We start from the raw sequence: 15,971 nt of genomic DNA, 5'->3' as shown, positions 1-15,971 counted from the left end.
GTTTTTGTGAATAATATGGGTATTAAACGGCGCTAATGTGTAAAAAAGTCTTAAAAAGTGGCGCTAAAAAGGGGTTTTAACCCATTCTTTAAGCGGTTTCATTTGCCTAAGCAAAATTCGCTAAACATGCTGTCTAGCATTTGGCTGGTTTCATAAGGGCGGGTGAGCAAGTTCAAGCTTTCTATCGCACTTAAAAGATGATAAGAAAAAAGCTCCAAAGTTTCTAAATGGTTTTTAGCGTTTTGCAATTCAAAAATGGCGTTTTCTAGGGCGGTTTTTTGGGCTAGGGAAGTGAGTAAGAGCTTGTTTTGAGTGTCTAGTTTGGGGAAAAAGGCGCTGATTTTTTGGCTCAAATCTTTCAAACAAGCCTTGGAATTTAGGGTGTTGGTTTCTAGTAAAGAATAAGGGATTTTAAGATAAGATTTTAAAATTTCAAGCTCCAACTTAGGGGCTAAATCGTTTTTATTCAAAACAACAATGCAAGGCTTTTTGACGCGATTAAGGGTGTCTATAAGGCTAAAATCTTCTTTTTCTAGGGGTTTAGAAAGATCAAACACGCCCAAAATAATGTCGCAATTTTCTAAACTTTTAAGGCTTTTTTCAATCCCTAAACGCTCTATTTCATCCGCGCTCTCTCTAATGCCAGCCGTGTCAATCAAGCGCACCTTATGCCCTTTTAGTTCAATGACTTCTTCTATAGTGTCTCTTGTCGTGCCTTTAATATCGCTCACTAAAGCCCTTTCTTCTAAAAGCATGGCGTTTAATAGGGAACTTTTGCCGGCATTGGGTTTGCCAACAATGCTTAAGGCATGCCCTTTGTTTTTTTGTTTTTGCATGTTAGAAAAATCCAATAAGTCTTTAAAAGAGGCGATTTGTTTTTCTAAATTAAAAGACACTTCCTTTAAAAAATCGCTAGGGATGTCTTCTTCGCTATAATCAATCAAAACTTCTGAGCTCGCCAAAAGCTTTAAAAGATTATTCCTGGCCTCTTCAATAAAAATTTTCAACTCGCCCTTAAGCTGCCTGGCCAGAGCGTTTAAAACGCTTTCATCTTCACAAAGGATGAGCTGAACGCTCGCTTCAATCTCGCTCAAATCCATTTTATGGTTTAAAAAGGCTTTTTTGCTAAATTCCCCCGCTTTAGCAAGCCTAGCCCCTAAATTCAAACAAGCTTGTAAGATATGTTGCGCTAAAAGGGGGCTTCCATGGCATTGGATTTCGCACACATCTTCACCGGTGAAACTATAAGGGGCTTTGAAATAAATGACTAACGCTTTGTCTAATAAAACACCATCAGAAAAAATATCGCGCACATAAGCGTATCTGGGGGTGAAGTCTTGTTTTTGGGTGAGTTGTTTGAGGACATTTAGAGCGTTATGGCCGCTGATTTTAATGATGCTAATCGCTCCCTTGCCTAAAGGGGTGGCGATAGCGGCGATGGTGTCATTCATTGTTAAAGTCGTTGATGACGATGTATTTTTCATCGTTTAAGTTGGTTTTAATGGAGACATATTTGTTGGGGAACGCTTTTCGCAACTTCTTTAAAGCGATATAGGTTAAAACGCCATCAGGGGCTTTCATCTGCCCTTTACCCACTTCATGCACGGTCATGATCACGCTTTGGAGTTGCGCTTCCATAACCTTTTCTTGGTTTTGCAAAAAGGTAGAAATTTCTAAGCGGATGCTATAGCCATAAGTAGGGTGGATCCAGTTAAAGAGCAAGTAAGAAAGGGCTTTGTAACGATAGCCTTTTTCGCCAATCAAAAGGGCGGAATCTTCGCCATCAATATTAATCAATAACACCCCCGGTTCATAAAGGCTGACTTCCACTTTATTGATTTTATAGGGTAAGTGGGAGAATAAGTCTTTCAATTCTTGCTTAATTTCATGGAGTTTGTCCCCATTATGAGATTCTTCTTTAGGGTTTTTTTTAGGGGGTTTAGGGGTGATTCTTTCTTCTTGCGGTGTTTCTGTTTCTAAGTTTTGTTTTTTTTCTTCTATATTGTTTTGATGGTTTTCTTTCGTGTTGGTTTCTTTAACGCTCTCTTCTTTAACCTCTTTAACGCTTTCTTTAACGCTCGCTAAAATAATGGCTTCTTTTTTACCGATGTTTAAAAAACCTTTAGAGGGCGTTTGAATGACTTCATATTGCAAATTAATAATGGGGCAATTCAAGGCGATAGAAGCCTGGATAAGGGCTTCTTCTAAGGTTTTGGCTTTGATTTCAATAGGATTTTGCATCAATGTTCCTTTTTGTTTTGTGCATGCATGCGTTTTTTGTTCTCTAAGACTTTATTGATGATGAGTTGTTGCAACACCGAAAGGATGTTGTTCGTGGTCCAATACAAGACTAAGCCTGCAGGGAAAGTGATTAAAAAGATCGTGAATAATAGGGGTAAGAGTTTAAAGATCTTTGCTTGCATGGGATCGGTCATGGTGTTTGGCGTAACGCTTTGGTGCCAATACATAGACGCTCCCATAAGAAGCGGTAAAATAAAATACGGATCCATGATGGATAAATCATGGATCCATAGAATCCACTCTGAGCTTTTCAATTCCACAGCGTTATAAAGCACTCTATAAATGGCAAAAAACACCGGGATTTGTAAAATTAAGGGCAAACAACCCCCTAGCGGGTTGGCCCCATGTTTTTTGTAAAGCTGCATCATGTGGGCTTGCAATTTTTGGGGTTCGCCCTTGTATTTTTCTTGGAGTTCTTTCATTTTAGGGGCTAATTCTTTGAGCTTTTGCATGCTCACCATGCCCTTATAGCTTAAAGGATAAAGGATTAGGCGCACGATAATCGTTAAAAAAATGATAGCCCAACCCCAATTGCCCACAAATTGATACAAATAATCCAGTAAAACAAACACGCCTTTTGCAAAAAATGTGATTAAGCCATACTCTATCACATCCGTAAGTATCGGCGAAATCGCTTTCAAAGAGCGGTAATCCTTAGGGCCAATATAGCCATGCAAATTCGCTTCATTTTTAAGGGAAATGAAGCCTAAGGGGTTTTTAGTCCCTATTTCTGAATCGATTAAGGCTTCAAAACCTTGAGGATCTTTAGTGAAAAGCAAGGTGGTGAAATACCTATCCACGCTGGATAAAAAGAGGGTGTTAGAAAAGCGTTTGATTTCTTTAGCGTCTTTATCCTCAATTTTTTCAATTTTTTTGTCGTTATTTTCTAAAAGCACGCCTGAAAAGGTGTAGCTGTCCAAATCAGCCACCGGCCTGTAACCATTGGTGATCACATAGCTAGGGATAAGGTTATTGGGCGATTTGAAGGCGATTTTTAAATCATAATGCAAATCATCATAGAAAGTCAAAGTTTTAATGATGCTAAGATCGCCTAAATCTTGGGTTAAAACAAGCTGTTCGTTAGGCCCAAGGGTGGTTTTTGAAGCGCTATAAGGGGTGTTGAACGCTTTGTTATTGAGCGTGGGGTCTAAAAAACGCACTTCTAAAGGCTTGAGTTTATCGGCCGCTAAAAGGGGGAGTTCTTTTAGGGGGGGTTGCACATTTTCTTTGGAGCTAAAAAGATGGCCCACATGCTCTAAAAAGCCCTTTTGTTTGGGGGTTAGGTATTTTTTATCCTTGAGATAAACCTGTTTGATGCGCCCTAAAGAATCAATTTCAATTTTGGCATGCTCAAAAGAAATCGTGCTTAACAAACTCTCTTGTGGGATGGTTTGAGTAACGCTAAAATGTTGGGCGTTGGGTGCGTTAGGACTTGTTGCTGTATGGTTGTTGGTTGTTTCTTGCTTTGTGGTTTGGGTTGTTGTTTTGTTTGGTTTTTGGAAAAAATAGCTATAAAGAGCGATAAACAAGAAAGACAGAGCGATCGCTAAAATCAAGCGCAGATTATTATTGTTGTTTTTATCCATTGTGATTAAACCTTAATGATGTAGTAAGTTGCGTGGCTTTTGGTGGGAATGAGCCAAAAAGTGATGGTTTTAAAATTGCGATTAGAATCTTTATGAGATTGGAGCAAACTAGGGCGTTTCAAGCGAGTAGTAGGGTAAGCAATGCCCCCAGAGCAAAAAGGGTTGCATGAGAGTATCCTTATAGCGATCTTACCCATAGCGCTCAAAGGGCTTTCAAAACAGAGCAACCACAGAGCGTAGTTGGAGCAAGTGGGGTAAAACCGACAGCTTGAAGGGGTGAAAGCCGAAAAAAAGCGTTGGTAACCCCTAATTGATGCCGTAAAAATCGCGCTCAAAAAAGGCGTTTTATTGTTTCGCATAGGTATGAATTATTCCTTTTTTCAAGTCTTTTAAGGTTTTGTTCATATAGTTTTTAATGGAAGTTAGCATTTCTAAAAAATGTTTTTCTAAAGCCCAAAAATCCAAATGGTAACAATCGCTTCTAGGCACAAACACCAAAGCAAGCCCTTGACAAAGAGCGGCATGCTTTAATGTAAGCGAACGCAAACGGCGTTTGATAAGGTTTCGTTTCACGGCGTTGCCAACTTTTTTGGACACACTTAAACCTAATAAATAAAGCGTTTTTTTGTCTTTAAGCCTACAAGAGAGCGGATCTTTAAAGCCCTCTTTTTCTTTTGGCGACTCTTTTGACAAATCCAAAACAAAGAGCGAAAAAAAAGGGTTATGTTTTTTAAACCCCTTTTGATAAACCCTATCAAACTCGCTCTTGTTTTTTAAAGAGTCATAGGGTTTAGACGGAAAGCTTTTTTCTGCCCTTAGCTCGTCTGGCATTAATCACCTTGCGCCCGTTTTTGGTTTTCATCCTCACAAGAAAGCCATGGGTTCGCTTTCTTGGTGTGTTATGTGGTTGGTAAGTGCGTTTCATTTAAAACTCCCTTGATAAAAATTAAACATAAGTGTAGATTTTAGCTAAAGAATGCTAAAAATTGACTAAAACTAATTTTTTTGATTCTTTTTATCTTCAACAAGAATGTAAAGCTGTTTCAGATTGTTTGTTTGCAATAAATCCACGACTTTGATAAAGTTATCCAAATTGCTTTTCTTATCGCCTTGCAAGACAATAGGGGTGTCTTTAGCCAAAGTGGAAACCTTATGCTTTAAATTTTCAAAGCTGATTTCTTTATCGTCAAAATAAAAAGAACCCTTATTAGAAATAGCGATCGTAACTTGTTTTTTGTCCAACACATCTTTAGAGTCAGTGCTATCCTTATCCACTTGAGGAATGCTAATAGGGAGCTTTGAAGTTTGCACAAAAGACGCCGTTGTAAGCACGATCACTAGCAACACAAGCATGATGTCAATGAAAGGCACCACATTCATGGATTCTACTTTTTTCACCGCTCAATCCTTAGGCTTTGCTATAAACCTCATGGGATTGCGTATCAACCGGGTGGTGGAAAATATCCCATTTGGTAACTAAAATCTCGCTTTTTCTCACTAACAAGTTATAAATCACAATCGCAGGGATCGCTACCAATAACCCCATGCCAGTCGCTTTTAAAGCAAGGGCTAAATTAGTCATGATCGCCTTAGTGTCAATGCCAGAAGCTGAGCCTAAATCCATAAAGGTGAGCATGATCCCCATAACCGTCCCTAAAAGACCGATATAAGGAGCGTTTGAGCCAATCGTGGCTACTAAAGTCAGTCGTTTGTGCAAGGCTAGTTCTAATTTGCGCCTGTCTGTGTAGTCATCTACACGAAGAGTGGCAAAAAACCACAACCTTTCTATTGCGATCGCTATAACGATAACAGAGAGGAAGATCAAAAACCCTATAATCCCATAATCTACCATTTCTTTCATTATTATTATCCTTTAAAGTGGTGTTTTAAATCAGCAAGAATTTCTTTATTGAGCGCTTTTTCTTTAAGACTTTGTCTTTTATCGTGCAATTTTTTTCCTTTCACTAAAGCAATTTGGATTTTAGCTTTATTCCTTTGGTTAAAATACAATTTCAATCCTACGATACTCAAGCGTTCTTTAGACGCTTCAATCTGCCATTTCAATAATTGCTTTTTGTGTAAAAGCAACTTACGCTCTCGCCTTTCATTGGGCTTGTAATACGCATGGATTGTATCTAAATATGATATATGAACACCAAATAAAAAAGCTTCTCCTTTGATTATTTTAACAAAATTATCTTTTAAATTCACCCTAGTTTGCCTCAAAGCCTTCACTTCAGAGCCTAAAAGCACTAATCCCGCTTCCAAAGTTTCCAAAATTTCATAGTCAAAATAGGCTTTTTTATTGCTGGCAATGAGTTTCATTCGCCCCCTTTTAACGCAGGCTTTAGCCTAAAAAACGCGCTCCCGCTCCCGCTAAAAAACCACTCCTTGCCCAGTTCGCTTTCTATACCTCTTAAGGCTTGGTTAGTGAGTAAAGCCGGTTTTAAAAGATCGTTTAATTCGTTTCTGTCGCAAGTCTTTAGGCATTCCAAACTCGGCTTTTTAAGCCATTCTTTAGCTTGAGAAAAACAAGTTTCAGGCTTATAGGCTTGATAAACGGCTTTGGTGCTGCAAAAAACATGATTTGGCGCATAGATTTCTAGGCGATTTTCTAAAGGCTCTTCTTCAAAATTTTCAATGACTTCGCCATAAGAAGTAGCGTTAGCGCTTTTGTATTGTGAGATGAAAAAATTGGTGTCCGCACCCACTAAAGATCCCATGCTATAAAGCTCTTTTAAACTCAAATGCCAGTCAAAAATCCGATTTAAATGATACAATAGCCCCCCAGCATCAGCACTCCCACCGCCTAACCCGGCTTGAGTGGGGATGTTTTTTTCCACTTCAATCGCTAGGGTGTCTAGGGATTTGATGACAGAATGAGAGAAATTTTTTGATTTTAAAAAATTTTTTAAAACTTGGAGGGCTTTAAAGAGCGAGTTTTCTTCTAAAGGGCAGTCAAAATCCCCTTTTAGCGAAAAGGAAAGCGCGCTTTTGACGCTGATAATGTCTTTGAGCTTGTCTTTGACCAAACACATGCGAGAAATGAGCTTGTGGTAAGCCCCTTCTTTGTGAAGGATTTTTAAAAAAATATTGATTTTAGGATAAACCTCAAAAACATACGTCAAGGCTTAATGACCTTTTTGATGTTTTCTAACAAGCTTTCATCTACGCACGCAGAAGCTTTTTGGTTTTCGCTCACAATAGCCTCTTTGAGTTCAGCGCGCAAAATAAGGGTGCTTCCAGGCGCTTCAAACCCTAAACGCACACTCCCTCTATCTATGGAAATGACTTTAATGTGGATATTATCATCAATGACAATCCCTTCATTAACTTTGCGGCTGAGTATGAGCATGTCTAGTTTCTTGTTCCTTATAGAGAAGAGCTAAACACAACGCTTTCTATTATATCGCCTTGCTTGATTTTATCCAAAACGCTAAGACCTTCTGCACTAGTGATCTTGCCAAACACGGTGTGTTCGCCATCTAAATGGGGCAAATCCACAAAACACAAGAAAAATTGACTCCCCCCTGTGTCTCTCCCAGCATGCGCCATAGAAATAGAGCCTCTTTTGTGCTTGTTGGGGTTATGGGCCACTTCGCATTTAATGCGGTGTCCTGGCCCGCCTGTGCCTGTGCCATAAGGGCAACCTCCTTGAGCCACAAAGCCGGCGATCACACGATGGAAATTAAGCCCATCATAAAAACCCTCTTTAGCTAGAGCTACAAAGTTACTCACCGCTTGGGGCGCGTCTTTGTAAAAAAGCTCTAGAGCGATATTGCCTTTATTGGTTTTGATTGTGGCGTAAGCGGTTTTTGCAAGCTCTTCTTCTTTAATTTCATAAGTTTTAATTGGATCCATCATAAACCTTTGCGATAAGCTTTTGTCATTCAAATGATCTAATTATAGCAACAAATTAAAACAAATGGTATTTTAGCCGATAGTGTTGTAGGATACTTTTGAAATTTAAGCGGTAAGTTGGATAATGGCGTTTTGGCATAAAAGATTAGCGGTTGGTTGTTGCATCGTTTTATTTTCATGCATGATGAACGCTAATAACATTCAGATCGTTAGAGACGAACCGCCCCTTGATCCAACGCTCCCTGCATGGGTTTATTCTGTTGCGTTATTGAAAGTGTATTTTAGCGATGGGACTTATAAAGAAGGCTATGCGACTTTGCTCAAAAACGGGCGTTATATCGCTTCTTCTGAAACGCTTTATTCTAACGGCTTATACCCTAAAACGATTTTAGCCAAAATGCAAGACAGTAGCGCTAAAGAGCTGATTTGTATAGCCAGCTTGCACCTTGAAGCGATGGATAGGAATCAAGGGCTTTCGCTTTTAAAAACTGCCGATTTTAGAGACGATTATTGCCATAAAAGAGAAGAGAGTTATTATCATGCAAGGATTTATGCCAAATACGCTCAAACTTTCCATTCAAATCCTTATACCGATCAAAAAACACCCAATTCTGATCTCTACTACCCAGCGTTAAATGAGGGGAATTCTTTTTCCATACAGATAACGGACATTTCTGTGGCTGAACTTTTGAAATCTAAAAAGTTTCTTTCGCTTGATAGTTCTTTTAAAAAGGGGAGCGTGTTGTGGGGAGGGAGGCCTTATTTTAGCGAAGTGGGGGAGTTTATGGGAATGGCTAGTAGCACTTTAGAAAACCACGAAAGTTTAGTGATTATCCCTAAAGAAAAGATCGTAAAATTTTTAAACGCTCTAAAAAATCAAAATATTTTCCCAAACATTCCCTAGATTTAAGCAAACCTTAAGCTTTCTATGACTATACTTTCATTTCCTTGTTTCAGCAAGGGCTTTTAAAAAGCCGCTTGATAACTTACAAGGATAGCTGATTAAAAGCAAACGATCTTTGAAAACTAAGCAAATTGATAGAAGTTTTTTTTAAAGGGATATTCTAAATGATTTAAGGATGACTTATTATAAAAAGAGTGAGGGTTTCAATAACTTTCATTCTTTTATAAGAAATTCTTATCCAACCAGTGCCAATCAATTTCATTGATTATGATGATTATATCATTTATATCATTATGATTGATGACTGAATGGCATGAGAGTATTTTAAGGTTAGCGTTTGGCTAAACCTTTTTGAAAAGTTTCTTTCTGTTTTGTTGTTGTAATACTTAAGAACACAACCCGTTTTATTCAATAAAGTATAAAACGAGTTCTTGTGATACGCTAAAGCTATTATTAGAAATAATGATAGCCTATCAAAAAACAAAAGAGCTTTAGGACAAACACTTTTATGGAGAGTTTGATCCTGGCTCAGAGTGAACGCTGGCGGCGTGCCTAATACATGCAAGTCGAACGATGAAGCTTCTAGCTTGCTAGAGTGCTGATTAGTGGCGCACGGGTGAGTAACGCATAGGTCATGTGCCTCTTAGTTTGGGATAGCCATTGGAAACGATGATTAATACCAGATACTCCCTACGGGGGAAAGATTTATCGCTAAGAGATCAGCCTATGTCCTATCAGCTTGTTGGTAAGGTAATGGCTTACCAAGGCTATGACGGGTATCCGGCCTGAGAGGGTGAACGGACACACTGGAACTGAGACACGGTCCAGACTCCTACGGGAGGCAGCAGTAGGGAATATTGCTCAATGGGGGAAACCCTGAAGCAGCAACGCCGCGTGGAGGATGAAGGTTTTAGGATTGTAAACTCCTTTTGTTAGAGAAGATAATGACGGTATCTAACGAATAAGCACCGGCTAACTCCGTGCCAGCAGCCGCGGTAATACGGAGGGTGCAAGCGTTACTCGGAATCACTGGGCGTAAAGAGCGCGTAGGCGGGATAGTCAGTCAGGTGTGAAATCCTATGGCTTAACCATAGAACTGCATTTGAAACTACTATTCTAGAGTGTGGGAGAGGTAGGTGGAATTCTTGGTGTAGGGGTAAAATCCGTAGAGATCAAGAGGAATACTCATTGCGAAGGCGACCTGCTGGAACATTACTGACGCTGATTGCGCGAAAGCGTGGGGAGCAAACAGGATTAGATACCCTGGTAGTCCACGCCCTAAACGATGGATGCTAGTTGTTGGAGGGCTTAGTCTCTCCAGTAATGCAGCTAACGCATTAAGCATCCCGCCTGGGGAGTACGGTCGCAAGATTAAAACTCAAAGGAATAGACGGGGACCCGCACAAGCGGTGGAGCATGTGGTTTAATTCGAAGATACACGAAGAACCTTACCTAGGCTTGACATTGAGAGAATCTGCTAGAAATAGTGGAGTGTCTGGCTTGCTAGACCTTGAAAACAGGTGCTGCACGGCTGTCGTCAGCTCGTGTCGTGAGATGTTGGGTTAAGTCCCGCAACGAGCGCAACCCCCTTTCTTAGTTGCTAACAGGTCATGCTGAGAACTCTAAGGATACTGCCTCCGTAAGGAGGAGGAAGGTGGGGACGACGTCAAGTCATCATGGCCCTTACGCCTAGGGCTACACACGTGCTACAATGGGGTGCACAAAGAGAAGCAATACTGCGAAGTGGAGCCAATCTTCAAAACGCCTCTCAGTTCGGATTGTAGGCTGCAACTCGCCTGCATGAAGCTGGAATCGCTAGTAATCGCAAATCAGCCATGTTGCGGTGAATACGTTCCCGGGTCTTGTACTCACCGCCCGTCACACCATGGGAGTTGTGTTTGCCTTAAGTCAGGATGCTAAATTGGCTACTGCCCACGGCACACACAGCGACTGGGGTGAAGTCGTAACAAGGTAACCGTAGGTGAACCTGCGGTTGGATCACCTCCTTTCTAGAGAAAAGCTTTTAACATTCGCTTGTTAAAAGCCAAAGAGTATTACCTGACAAAAGAACTTCTTGTTGCTTAGTTTTGAAAGATTGAGCTTTTCTTTCTTTTTTACTTCTTGATTTTGTTTAATTCTTGTTTGCTTATTGTTTGTTATTTCTTAATGCTTATATTTTTAGTTGTTGGTGTCTTTATATTTAATGTTTAATGTGTTTAGTTTACTTGTTGTTTGTTATTTCTTACTTATTGCGTTTTAATTTTTATTTCTTAATCGTTTGTTTTTTTACTGCTTATGGTTTTTGTTGTTTTGCTTTGTTTTTCTTGTGTTTGAGTTTTGTTTTTGGTGTTTTTGGTAGGTCTGAGCTGATTATGAATGCGTTTGGATTTGAAAATTCTGTTCTTATCAAGTATTGGTGTTTAAAGTCTTATTTTTATAGTTTTAAGTTTTATTTTATAGTGAAATTCATAAGGGGGTGGGGGTTATTTTGCGATACCCTAAATCTTAAAACGCTTTAAAAGTTGTCGTTTGATTGGAGTCAAGTTGTTTTATAGCCAGTGCTTCATTGAAACAGAATTAAAAACAAACCATAGCCCACCAAACAAAGAGCTAACACCCAATAGGGGAGAAGGCTAATTGAAGAAGGGCTAATTGAAAACATGGCGGATAAGAGTTGCGTTAATTGGCAAGTTTGATGAGTAGGAAAGACTTCAAATAGCCTCTCATCGGTTTTAAGTCTGTTTTCTATGAGCCATTGGTATTGCTCTCCCTAAACAACCTTTCTTGCGTGAGATAATAAGCGTCTAAAAACCAAAAACATAGAAGTAGCACCCCTAAAATGCATAACCCATAAGAATTAGAAATCGCTTCTATTTTAAGGGATAAGACACCCACAGCGAGCGCGAGTGTCCATTTCTTGCACTCCAAAGAATTTTGCACCATTCTATTGATAACGCCCTGCAAGATTTTAAGCTCTTCTATAAGGATTTTTGCTCCTTCTTTTTCTCTGTCTGTGGGGTTATGATTGTCCATATTTGCCTGATTTATCTCTTAAAGTTAAAAGTCCAAGCGCCTTTGTCGGTTTTGACTTCAACTTCTATAAGGTTTTGACATTTATAATGCGCTGTGAAAGTTTCTCCAAATTTTAAATACACTGATAAGGTGTTTTTCTTGCTTTCTAAATCTTTAATGATTTTTTCCATTTTACTAATGTCTTGGGTTGTTTTAGTCAGCTTGGCTTGAATGGCTTTGATAGATTTTTCTTCAGAACTAATCTGCTTGTCAGTAATTTCTTTGGCATGCCTTGGGATAGCTTCTTTCAAATAAGCGAAATAAAATTTCCCTACGCTAGGCCACATGGATTTTAGTTTAGCAAGGCTTTGAAGACCTTTTTTTGATACCCTATTAGGATATTCATTCAAAATCAAAAAGCCATCGGCTAAATTGCCATTATCATCAACAATACTATCTATTAATTTTTTGAGTTCTTTAAGGTTGATATAGGGGTAGTCTTTGGGGTTTTTAGTGTCTTCAATAGCACCTATTATATTGTCATGTAGTATTCCCCATGTATTCTGTTCGTAGATCAGTTTATAGATCAGTTTATTACTCAGAAAGTCATCAAGCATCCTCTTAACAACATGTATTGGGTTATCATTTTCTTCTGATAAATGTACTAATCCTCCTATTAAGGATTTAGATAAAACAGAGTCATTACTCATTACACTAGAACCAACTGTTTGGTAAAGAAGCTTGAATTTTCTAGGAGCTTTATCAAAAGCTTTTGCATCACCATATGCTGGATTATTATATTCTTTAGCTTGTTTAAAGTAATCCATTTGAACGATAGCGTTATAAATATTTTCTAACAATTTATCAAGATTGTTGAATTGTTGCACATACTGCGTGAGTTCTTCTAAATCTTTTTGAAGTCTTGCGATTTTTGCTTGGTGGTTTTTAATCGCTTTTTCTTTTTCTGATGCAAACAGGTATGCATTGGCTGTATCTTGTATTAACTTTACCAAGAAATTTTGATCATGCTCGCAATTCCCACGATTGAGCTTCAAGTCTTGGATTTCTATGTTATCGGTTTTAGAAATGATTTTCACGGTAGAATTGAAGCTATTTTTTCAACCTCAACCAATGGTTCGCTACTATCACTCCCACAGCCCGCTAAATACAACGCCAAACAGCTCGCGCCCAATAATTTTTGATAAGTTTTAAAAAACATGCTTGTTCCTATGAATTGATTATGCGTGATAGTTCGCTAAGCCTTATAGTCTCAAAACTTTCTAAAAATGGCGATATATCATGAAAGACTTGCATGCTTTCCATCATTGGAATTGGGCGACTCTCACTAATAGAATGAGCGATTTTTAATTCTTCATAAATCCATGCGGAATAAGTGATTTTTAATAGATCTTGATTGCGTGATAGCCCTTGATCGGAAGCACTGTTGCCGCTTTGTAAAAACACGAAATAAGGGCATTTTTCAATCATATCTTGTAAAGATTCTCTGAGAATGAGCGTGAAAGCGTCTTCAATCTTGCTTATATCATCGTATTTTGCTAACTCGTTTAAAACATTGTCTTTATAATCCCAAAAAAGCAAATCTATAAACACTTTGTGTTTTGTTTGGCTTTCCAAATAGTCTTTAACTTCTAAAGCCTTATTTTTATCCGCATGCGAATGCGAGAGGAATACTTGAGCGTTTTTTAGCTGCGGTTTGAACGGGCTAAAAAAGGCTTCTTTAATTTCATTGCGATTTAGCAAAGTGTATCCATTATTTTTTAGACTCTTTTGAATGAGAGTTTTAATCTTATTGGCTACTTCATGTATGTTAGAAACAGCTTGATTGTCGTAATAAGCGTATTCAAGCTTATTTTTCCCCCCTTTATCAAGGTAAAACTTCCATAAAATTTCACGATTTTCTCTTTCATCTAAATCAACCACAAAGGCTTTCATGATATATTTTCCTTTAATATTTTTATCAAATTTTCAAATATAAATACAATTTAAGTTCCCTTTAAAATCCTTTGATTATAGTAGACTTAGACTTAGCTTAAGAGTGCTTGAATTTTGGGGTGTTGGGGGTTGTTGGAGTAGCTAAAAACCACCGCTAAAAAAAGTCTTTTTGCAAACAAAAAAGCGAAAAACTTACAAGTAGCATGACCCTAAAAGCGCAAAAACAACAAATGCAATCTAAAAAACTTCTTCGCATGCCTTTTTGTCTTTATGGAGTAAGCATGCTTTTTGCAGCTCTATAAAACGCTTTTTCCTTTCTTCTTCGGTCATATTGTCAGGCTTTTCAATAGGGTGTGGAAGAGGGCGTGAAAGAGGGCGTGAAGATTTTGAAGTGGGGGTGAATTGGGGTGCATACCCCAGTTTATTAACTGAATAAAAGCCTAAAGCAGCGATTAAAATAAAAATCCAATCTGTTTTTCTGATCTTAGGGCAAAATTTACACGCCATGATTTAATCCTTAAAACATTTGAAGTATAATACACTCTTATGGTCAAATATTAAGTTTAGGAAAAGCTGCATGTGGAGTTTCATTCAAAAAATCTTTAAGGCTTTAATCATTATGCCTTTAGATTTTATCACGAAGTATTTCAAGTCGTTTGTGCTGTTACTCATTGTATTAGTCTTTTTTAGCGCTAAAGAAAGCACCCCAAGCGCCCCGCCCAATCTCGCTAAACTCTATTTAAATGGGGCGATTTTTAGCACCGAGGATTTTGACAAAGAAGTGGATAAAATCTTAAAAACCCCTAGCATTAAGGGCGTTTTGCTTTTGATTGACTCTCCTGGTGGGGCGGTGTCAGCGAGCGTGGAATTGAGCGAAAAAATCGCTGATTTGAAGCAAAAAATGCCCGTTTTAGCGTATGCTAGGGGGGTTATGGCGAGCGGGAGCTATTATGCGGGCATGCAAGCGAGCGAAGTTTATGCCTCTAAAGCGAGTTTGATAGGATCCATTGGGGTGATTTTTTCGGGTGCGAATGTGGAAAATTTGCTCAATAAAGTCGGCGTAGCCACTCAAGGCGTGCATGCGGGCGAATATAAAGAGATAGGCACTTTCACCAGAGCATGGAAACCCAATGAAAAAGATTTTTTGCAAAATTTAGTCAATGAGCAATACCAAATGTTTGTGGATGATGTCGCTAAAGCCAGGAAATTAGACGCTAAGGATTATAAGGATTTTGCTGAAGGGAAGGTCTTTAGCGCTCAAAAGGCTCTAAAATTAAAACTCATTGATAAAATCAGCACGATTCAACAAGCCCAAAACCGCTTAATGGAATTGAGTAAGGTTAAAAAAGCTTATTGGCTAGAAAAAAGCCCTATGGAGCGCTTCATTGAAAAAGCCACGCAATCGGTTACAAGCATCATCACGCAAGCGTTTGGCTATCAATTATTGATGAGATGAAGATGTTAGAATTTGTTTTAAAAATTCAAGCCAAAGACTCTAAAGGTCTGGTGAGCGCCATTAGCGCCACGATCGCCAACAAGGGCTATAACATCGTCAAAAACGATGAATTTGTTGATCCCTTAAAACAGCGCTTTTTCATGCGGCTAAAAATCCAAAAAGAAATCAAGCTCTTGAATGTTGAAATTAAAGAGCAAGAAGAACGATCCTTAAAAACCGCCCTTTTTAAAGCCTTAGAAAACTTTAACGAACTATTGATTGAAGTCATTTTAACGCATAAAAAAAACATTATTTTACTCGCTACTAAAGAGAGCCATTGCTTAGGGGATTTGCTTTTAAGGGTGTATGGGGGGGAATTGAACGCTCAAATTTTAGGCGTTATTTCTAATTACGAGATTTTACGCCCTTTAGTGGAAAAATTTGACATCCCTTATTTTTACGCGCCTTGTGTTGATCAAAACTTGCATGAAAAAGAAGTTTTAGCGATCATTAAAGACCTAGAATTAAAACACAAAGTCAGCGCGGATCTGCTCGTTTTAGCCAAATACATGCGCATTTTAAGCCATGATTTTACGAAGCGCTATGAAAATCAGATTCTCAATATCCATCATAGTTTCTTGCCTGCATTCATTGGGGCTAACCCTTACCAGCAAGCGTTTGAAAGGGGCGTGAAAGTCATCGGGGCCACGGCGCATTTTGTGAATGAAAGCCTTGATGCTGGGCCGATTATCATACAAGACACTCTGCCCATTAACCACAATTACAGCGTGGAAAAAATGCGCCTAGCGGGTAAGGATATAGAAAAACTGGTTTTAGCTAGGGCGTTAAAACTCGTTTTAGAAGATCGGGTGTTTGTGCATGAAAACAAAACGGTGGTGTTTTGAATGCTTTTATTAGT

General features: G+C 38.7%; 19 protein-coding genes, 1 rRNA gene and 1 pseudogene. 4 read left to right on the top strand and 17 right to left on the bottom strand.

Going from position 1 to position 15,971, the window contains the following annotated elements:
* Positions 1–98 precede the first annotated feature (98 nt).
* From mnmE to HG567_RS06865, 12 genes are all read right to left on the bottom strand, one after another.
* A complete protein-coding gene (gene mnmE / locus HG567_RS06920) occupies positions 99–1,451 on the bottom strand; it encodes a tRNA uridine-5-carboxymethylaminomethyl(34) synthesis GTPase MnmE (protein ID WP_202163782.1) in 1,353 nt (450 codons plus the stop codon).
* Entirely contained in the window at positions 1,444–2,241 is a 798-nt protein-coding gene (locus tag HG567_RS06915) for a Jag N-terminal domain-containing protein (protein ID WP_128051409.1), read from the bottom strand. Before HG567_RS06915 ends, mnmE begins: the two co-directional genes overlap by 8 nt.
* Entirely contained in the window at positions 2,241–3,887 is a 1,647-nt protein-coding gene (yidC, locus tag HG567_RS06910) for a membrane protein insertase YidC (RefSeq protein WP_202139610.1), read from the bottom strand. The genes HG567_RS06915 and yidC overlap by 1 nt, the downstream gene beginning before the upstream one ends.
* Positions 3,888–3,892: 5 nt before the next feature.
* A complete protein-coding gene (gene yidD, locus HG567_RS06905) occupies positions 3,893–4,246 on the bottom strand; it encodes a membrane protein insertion efficiency factor YidD (RefSeq protein WP_108288491.1) in 354 nt (117 codons plus the stop codon).
* Positions 4,233–4,718 carry a ribonuclease P protein component gene (gene rnpA, locus HG567_RS06900; protein ID WP_202139609.1) on the bottom strand — a complete coding sequence of 162 codons (486 nt, stop codon included), beginning with the start codon at positions 4,716–4,718 and terminating at the stop codon, positions 4,233–4,235. The genes yidD and rnpA overlap by 14 nt, the downstream gene beginning before the upstream one ends.
* The gene (gene rpmH, locus HG567_RS06895; RefSeq protein ID WP_001847286.1) at positions 4,678–4,812 is read right to left on the bottom strand and encodes a 50S ribosomal protein L34; all 135 of its coding nucleotides are present in this window, start codon (positions 4,810–4,812) and stop codon (positions 4,678–4,680) included. Before rpmH ends, rnpA begins: the two co-directional genes overlap by 41 nt.
* Positions 4,813–4,883: 71 nt before the next feature.
* Positions 4,884–5,285: an ExbD/TolR family protein gene (locus HG567_RS06890; RefSeq protein ID WP_000755082.1), complete on the bottom strand. Its 402-nt coding sequence runs from the start codon at positions 5,283–5,285 to the stop codon at positions 4,884–4,886.
* A 10-nt stretch (positions 5,286–5,295) separates the two neighbouring features.
* A complete protein-coding gene (exbB, locus tag HG567_RS06885; RefSeq protein WP_000661842.1) occupies positions 5,296–5,748 on the bottom strand; it encodes a TonB-system energizer ExbB in 453 nt (150 codons plus the stop codon).
* A 5-nt stretch (positions 5,749–5,753) separates the two neighbouring features.
* Positions 5,754–6,212 (bottom strand): SsrA-binding protein, encoded by a 459-nt coding sequence (gene smpB / locus HG567_RS06880; protein ID WP_000766497.1) that lies wholly within the window; start codon positions 6,210–6,212, stop codon positions 5,754–5,756.
* Positions 6,209–7,015 (bottom strand): 4-(cytidine 5'-diphospho)-2-C-methyl-D-erythritol kinase, encoded by an 807-nt coding sequence (locus HG567_RS06875; protein WP_202139608.1) that lies wholly within the window; start codon positions 7,013–7,015, stop codon positions 6,209–6,211. The genes smpB and HG567_RS06875 overlap by 4 nt, the downstream gene beginning before the upstream one ends.
* The gene (locus tag HG567_RS06870; protein ID WP_202139607.1) at positions 7,012–7,242 is read right to left on the bottom strand and encodes a carbon storage regulator; all 231 of its coding nucleotides are present in this window, start codon (positions 7,240–7,242) and stop codon (positions 7,012–7,014) included. The genes HG567_RS06875 and HG567_RS06870 overlap by 4 nt, the downstream gene beginning before the upstream one ends.
* A 17-nt stretch (positions 7,243–7,259) precedes the next feature.
* Positions 7,260–7,748 carry a peptidylprolyl isomerase gene (locus HG567_RS06865; protein WP_001993996.1) on the bottom strand — a complete coding sequence of 163 codons (489 nt, stop codon included), beginning with the start codon at positions 7,746–7,748 and terminating at the stop codon, positions 7,260–7,262.
* Positions 7,749–7,872: 124 nt separating this feature from the next.
* Between HG567_RS06865 and HG567_RS06860 the strand changes: the two genes are divergently transcribed.
* Both HG567_RS06860 and HG567_RS06850 read left to right on the top strand, forming a co-directional pair.
* On the top strand, positions 7,873–8,652 hold the full coding sequence (locus tag HG567_RS06860; protein ID WP_202139606.1) for a hypothetical protein: 780 nt from the start codon (positions 7,873–7,875) through the stop codon (positions 8,650–8,652).
* A 505-nt stretch (positions 8,653–9,157) separates the two neighbouring features.
* Positions 9,158–10,661, top strand: a 16S ribosomal RNA gene (locus tag HG567_RS06850).
* Positions 10,662–11,215: 554 nt separating this feature from the next.
* Here the strand turns inward: HG567_RS06850 and HG567_RS06845 are convergent.
* From HG567_RS06845 to HG567_RS06830, 5 genes and pseudogenes are all read right to left on the bottom strand, one after another.
* Positions 11,216–11,685: pseudogene (locus HG567_RS06845) on the bottom strand (hypothetical protein).
* An 11-nt stretch (positions 11,686–11,696) separates the two neighbouring features.
* Entirely contained in the window at positions 11,697–12,761 is a 1,065-nt protein-coding gene (locus tag HG567_RS06840) for a hypothetical protein (RefSeq protein ID WP_237392957.1), read from the bottom strand.
* Positions 12,758–12,883, bottom strand: a complete 126-nt coding sequence (locus HG567_RS07900) for a hypothetical protein (protein WP_269089642.1) — start codon at positions 12,881–12,883, stop codon at positions 12,758–12,760. Before HG567_RS07900 ends, HG567_RS06840 begins: the two co-directional genes overlap by 4 nt.
* Before the next feature lie 8 nt (positions 12,884–12,891).
* Entirely contained in the window at positions 12,892–13,617 is a 726-nt protein-coding gene (locus tag HG567_RS06835) for a toll/interleukin-1 receptor domain-containing protein (RefSeq protein WP_202139605.1), read from the bottom strand.
* Positions 13,618–13,854: 237 nt separating this feature from the next.
* On the bottom strand, positions 13,855–14,124 hold the full coding sequence (locus tag HG567_RS06830) for a hypothetical protein (protein WP_202139604.1): 270 nt from the start codon (positions 14,122–14,124) through the stop codon (positions 13,855–13,857).
* Between the two features lie 70 nt (positions 14,125–14,194).
* Between HG567_RS06830 and sppA the strand changes: the two genes are divergently transcribed.
* A complete protein-coding gene (sppA, locus tag HG567_RS06825) occupies positions 14,195–15,073 on the top strand; it encodes a signal peptide peptidase SppA (RefSeq protein WP_202139603.1) in 879 nt (292 codons plus the stop codon).
* A 2-nt stretch (positions 15,074–15,075) separates the two neighbouring features.
* Positions 15,076–15,957, top strand: a complete 882-nt coding sequence (gene purU, locus HG567_RS06820; RefSeq protein WP_165534952.1) for a formyltetrahydrofolate deformylase — start codon at positions 15,076–15,078, stop codon at positions 15,955–15,957.
* The last annotated feature ends 14 nt before the right edge of the window (positions 15,958–15,971 follow it).

This window comes from Helicobacter pylori, assembly GCF_016755635.1.
GTDB classification, from domain to species: domain Bacteria; phylum Campylobacterota; class Campylobacteria; order Campylobacterales; family Helicobacteraceae; genus Helicobacter; species Helicobacter pylori_CQ.
The sequence above is the reverse complement of the archived record's forward strand: the minus strand, read 5'-3'. Positions and strand labels throughout refer to the sequence as shown.